Origin of the sequence: Streptomyces achromogenes subsp. achromogenes (assembly GCF_000720835.1) — a bacterium.
Taxonomy (GTDB): Bacteria; Actinomycetota; Actinomycetes; order Streptomycetales; family Streptomycetaceae; genus Streptomyces; species Streptomyces achromogenes.
In genome coordinates, this window is the sequence record NZ_JODT01000063.1 from 1 (window position 1) to 5,114 (window position 5,114).

A 5,114-nucleotide genomic window follows, 5' to 3' on the forward strand; every position below is an offset into this window, starting at 1 on the left:
CCTCTGTGCGCAGCGGGTTGATCTCCGAGACGGCGCCGACGAACGTGGTCTTGCCCACGCCGAAGCCGCCCGCCACCACGATCTTCGCGGAGGTGGTGGAGCGGGAAGGACCGCCGCTAGAGCTTGCGAAGTCCACTGAGCACCCTTTCGAGCAGTGTCACGTCTGGCTGGCCACCGGCGTTCTCGTCGCCGCCGGGCTGATGGATGGCGACCAGGCCCGCCTCCGCCAAGTCGGCGACGAGGATCCTGGCCACGCCGAGGGGGATCGTCAGCAGGGCCGAGACCTCGGCCACCGACTTGATCTCCCGGCACAGGTTGCAGATCCGCTGATGCTCGGGCAACTGGCCCTGCATCTGGTGCGGAGCGGCGGTGGTGTGCACCAGTGCCTCGATGGCGAGCTGGTAGCGCGGGCGGGTCCGGCCGCCGGTCATGGCGTACGGACGCACCAGGGGGTTGTTCGACGCCGCGGCCGGGGCCGGCTCGGGACGGCGCTGCGGCTGGACCGGCTGGATGCGCGGCGCCTGCGGCTGGTCGTACGGCGGCTGGTTGTAGGGACCGGGACCCTGCGGGGCGTAGGGCCGGCGGTGGCTGTTGGTGGAGGGGAAGTCGTACGGGTTCGCCGAGCCGTCGTTCTGGCCCTGGGCAGGTCCGTACGACCAATTGCCCGAAGACGAACCGCCTGGGGGTGTTGCCACTTTCTCCTCCTCCGAACTACGCGGGGCACCCATCCCTGTGGAAGCCGCGTCCCGAAACCTTACGGCCCCGGGACACGTATACGCATCGTCCGATTACTAGTTGAGAAGGCTGCCCTGGAGCTCCGCGCGGAGATCCGGGGTGAGAACCGTGCCCGCGCGGTCCACCAGAAGCGCCATCTCGTACCCGATGAGACCGATGTCCGCCTCCGGGTGGGCCAGCACCGCGAGGGACGAGCCGTCGGAGATGGACATGATGAAGAGGAATCCTCGCTCCATCTCCACAACCGTCTGGTTCACGCTGCCGCCCTCGAAGATGCGCGAGGCACCGGCGGTCAGCGAGGTCAGACCGGAGGCGACGGCCGCGAGCTGGTCGGCGCGGTCGCGGGGAAAGCCTTCGGACATCGCCAGAAGGAGTCCGTCGGCGGAGACCACCACCGTGTGGGACACCCCCGGGGTGTTGTCCACGAAGTTGGTGATCAACCAGTTCAGGTTCTGTGCCGCCTGGCTCATCGGGCTCACACTAACGCTCCTGGTTGTAGGTGCTGTCAGGACCGAAGCCCTGGCCGTTCGTATCACTGCCTGCGCTGCGCCCGCGCTGGACGCCCCGACGCAGGTTGCTCAGCCTGCCCCGGACGTCCTCCGGGGCGCGGGAGACCTGTGGGCCTCCCTGGGGGGTGGATTCGGCGGAACCCTCGACCAGATTGGCCTTGGGCACCCGCCGCGGCAGACCGGAGGCGGTGACCCCGCCTGCCTTGGGCTTCTTGAGCTGCGCGGCCTGCTGCCACCGCTCGTCGTTCGCCGACCGCCAGCCGCTGTCGCCGCCCGAGCCCTGGGTGTTCCCCGGTGCCGGGGACGCCGCTTCCTGCCGTACGCGCGCCGTGCCGTTCGCGTGCGCGTTCGCGGAGCCGGCGCCCTGGGAACCGCTCGCGGCGGAGCCACGGCGGGGCAGCCCGGCATCGGTCAGCGCGTGCGCGGCGGGAGAGGCCGTACCCGGACGGTCGAAGCCTACGCCGTCGCGCTCATCCGCGTCAGCGGCCTGCGGGGTTTCCGTTTCCGGAGCGTACTGGGCCGGATAGCCGTTCTGGTAGCCGTCCTGCTGGGGCCAGTCGTCCTGGTAGGACGGCTGCTGGGCGGGCTCCGCGTACGGCGCCTGGGACTCAGGGTAACCGCCGTCGGCGGAGAAGCCCTCGGGCCGCGGCACCTCACCGGTCGACGCGTAGTACTGCTCGTCGTACGACTGCTCGTACGGCTGCTCGTACGACCCGGTGTGCTGCTCCTGGTACGAGCCGGTGTGCTGCTCCGGGTACGAGCCCGTGTGCTGCTCCGGGTAGGAACCGGTGTGCTGTTCCTGGTACGAGCCCGTGTGCGGTTCCTCGTACGACGCGGCGTGCTGGCCGGTGTGCTGCTCCTCGTACGCCGGCGCCTCGAACGCCTGCTGGGGCTGCTGCGCGTCGTACGCCTGCTGCTGCTCCTGGTACGCCTGCTGCGGCTGTTCCCGGTAGGTCTGCTGCCCGCCGGTGAACGGGTCCTGGTATCCGGTGGCGGTCTCGTGCTGCGGCTCGGCGTGCTGCCGGCCCTCCAGCGCGGCGCGGCGCTCCTCGCGCATCCGGGTGCGGCCGACGGGGTCCAGGTCGCGGGAGCCGTCGGGGTTCTCGGTGTACCGGCTGTCGTCGAAGCCCAGCTCGGCGGCGGTGCGCACGGGCTGCTGCTGCCCGCCGGGGTCCGCGTTCCCGAACTGCTGCTCCGGGATGATCTGCGAGACGGTGAACTCGTCGCGCTCCAGCGGGGCTTCGCCGCCACCGCCGTGCGTGATCGCGTCCGGCAGCATGACCAGGGACGTCGTACCGGCCTGCTCGCCCGAGGGGCGCAGCTGGACCCGGATGCCGTGCCGGTCGGACAGCCGGCCGACCACGAACAGGCCCATGCGCTGGGAGATCGCGGCGTCCACGGTCGGCGGGTTGGCCAGCTTGTGGTTGATGTCCGCGAAGTCCTCGGCGGTCAGACCGATGCCCTTGTCGTGGATCTCGATCATCACACGGCCGTCGGGCAGCCGGGTCGCGGTGACACGGACCTTGGTCTGCGGGGAGGAGAACGTGGTGGCGTTCTCCAGCAGCTCGGCCAGCAGGTGCACCAAGTCGGTGACCGCGCGGCCGTGGATCTCGGCCTCCGGCACACCGGACAGCTCGATGCGCTCGTACTGCTCCACCTCGGAGGAGGCGGCGCGCAGCACGTCGACCAGCGGCACCGGCTGGTCCCAGCGGCGGCCGGGCTCCTCGCCGGCGAGGACCAGCAGGTTCTCGCCGTTGCGGCGCATACGGGTGGCCAGGTGGTCCAGCTTGAAGAGGTTCTCCAGCTGGTCGGGGTCGGCCTCGTTGTTCTCCAGGTCGGTGATCAGGGTCAGCTGGCCCTCGATCAGCGACTGGTTGCGGCGCGAGAGGTTGGTGAAGATCGCGTTGATGTTGCCCCGCAGCAGCGCCTGCTCGGAGGCGAGCCGGACCGCCTCGCGGTGCACCTGGTCGAAGGCGCGGGCGACCTCGCCGATCTCGTCCTTGCTGGTGATCGGGATCGGCTCCACCCGGGTGTCGACCCGGCCGGGGTCGGTGCGGGAGAGCTGGTCGACCAGCATCGGCAGCCGCTGCTCGGCGATGGTGAAGGCGGCGTTGCGCAGCCGGCGCATCGCGCGGCTCATCTGGCGGGCCACCATGCCGGCCAGGATGAACGCGGCCAGCAGACCGATGACGACGACGGCACCGGTGATCAGGGCGGAGGTCTTGGCGTCGTCGGCGATGCCGGACGCCTCGTTCACCGCCCTGTCGGCCATGTCCGCCTCGATCTGGCGGTAGGCCTTGTACTTCAGCGTGTTGACCGCCCACCAGTTGTCGGTGGTGATGCCCTTGGCGGCCAGCCCCTGACGGGTGAGGGAGTCGGTGTCCTTCATGGTGGCCAGCGCCGTGACCATGTCGGTCGGGTCCGACGGCGGGGCGACGTACTTCGGGTCCTCCGCCTTGGCCTTGCGGGCCAGCGCGGCGGCGTCCGCCTCGACCTTCGCCTTGGCGTCTTCCAGCTTCTGCGCGTCGGCCTCGGTGCCACCGCCCTTGTACTCCTCCAGCGCGATGCGCTCCAGGTAGGCGTACGAGGACAGGGAGATCTGCTGGGACGCCAGGTTCGGGGCGTCCGGACCGGGCTTGACCAGCAGATGCGTGCCGATCGACCGCTCCAGCGACAGTGCCGCCTTGGTCAGCGACATGGCGTAGACGGTACGGCCGTAGGAGGTGATGTTTCCGGTGCCCAGACCGAGTTCGTTGGCGAACTCCATCAGCGGGTGGATGACCTCGACGTAGCCTTCCTCGGTCTTCACGCCGGTCATCTTGGAGGTGAAGGCGGCCTGCCGCAGCCGTGCCAGCTGGGGCTCGGCCTCGTGGAACAGCGTCAGCCGGCGCTTGATGCCCGACTTGTCCGGGGCGTTCCTCGCGGCGTCCTCGAACGCGTCGGCGGCCTGGTCGGTGGCCTTGCGGGCGTTGTCGACGGCCGCCTTGCCCTGCGCGTCCTTCTTGTTCAGCAGCAGCGGCTCGGCGCTGACGTCGCGCTCGTTCTCCAGCGCGTCGGCGTAGGAGAGGGCGGCGCGCACCAGACGGGCGGTGTTCTCGGCGTCGCGGGCCTCCTGCCAGGTGTCGATCGAGCTCTTCACCTGGAAGCCGCCCATGACGAGACCGACCATCACGGGTATGAGCAGGATCGCGTTCAGCCGGGTGGGCACCCGCCAGTTGCGCGGGGAGAGACGGCCGCCGGACGCCGGAGCCGCCGCCGGCTCCGCGCCGGGAACGGGGGTGGGCGCCGCAGCGCGCGGCGGCGGGGTGAAGTTGCCCCGCGCCGACGGCTCGGGACCGTTCTTGCTTCGCCTCACTCGACCAACAACCTCTCGGCGGTCGGCACCTACGTCGTGCCGCAGTCTCTCAGAGCCCGGTTCACCACAGACCACTACGGGGTACGTCTTGGACCATTGGGCAGTTCAGGCATTCCAGCACGTGGACCAGCGCGATTCCAAACAGCGGGACCCTGTGATGAAGCGGTTGTAAACGCCAGATAAAACGGTCATAAAGAGCGAGCCTTGCCAAAAGGCGGGGGGTTCGTGCGCGCAGCGGCACCACTCGAACGCGTCGCGTGGCGATGCCCGGCGATTCCTCTGCCGAACTGTTATGAACACCGGAGCCGACCGTGTCAAAGGCCACAGCCGGCTCCGAAACCTTTACGACAACTGCCGTATTGCCCGTCGTACTTGGGTGTTACTTCAAGCGGGCCATCAGGGCGTGTTCGACCAGGGTGATGAGGGCGCTCTTGGCGTCGGCGCGGTGGCGGGCGTCGGTGGTGATGATGGGGGTGTCGGGGCCGATCTGGAGTGCTTCGCGGACTTCGTCGGGG

At 69.7% G+C, this 5,114-nt stretch carries 3 protein-coding genes and 2 pseudogenes; all 5 read right to left on the reverse strand.

What is annotated here, in order from left to right; all coding sequences use genetic code 11:
* Window positions 1-136: pseudogene (locus IH25_RS40370) on the reverse strand (ATP-binding protein); the annotation flags it as partial.
* Entirely contained in the window at window positions 117-695 is a 579-nt protein-coding gene (locus IH25_RS0136615; protein ID WP_030621246.1) for a DUF742 domain-containing protein, read from the reverse strand. The pseudogene IH25_RS40370 and the gene IH25_RS0136615, both read right to left, overlap by 20 nt.
* Window positions 696-791: 96 nt before the next feature.
* Window positions 792-1,205, reverse strand: a complete 414-nt coding sequence (locus tag IH25_RS0136620; RefSeq protein ID WP_004983065.1) for a roadblock/LC7 domain-containing protein — start codon at window positions 1,203-1,205, stop codon at window positions 792-794.
* Window positions 1,206-1,215: 10 nt separating this feature from the next.
* Complete coding sequence (locus IH25_RS0136625) at window positions 1,216-4,599, reverse strand: sensor histidine kinase (RefSeq protein ID WP_030621249.1); 3,384 nt, start codon at window positions 4,597-4,599, stop codon at window positions 1,216-1,218.
* A 379-nt stretch (window positions 4,600-4,978) separates the two neighbouring features.
* Window positions 4,979-5,114, reverse strand: a pseudogene (locus IH25_RS0136630) (ATP-binding protein); the annotation flags it as partial.

Coding starts and splice junctions, on each gene's coding strand:
- IH25_RS0136620 (WP_004983065.1), bottom strand. CDS start 1,205: ATGAGCCAGGCGGCACAGAACCTGAACTGGTTGATCACCAACTTCGTG.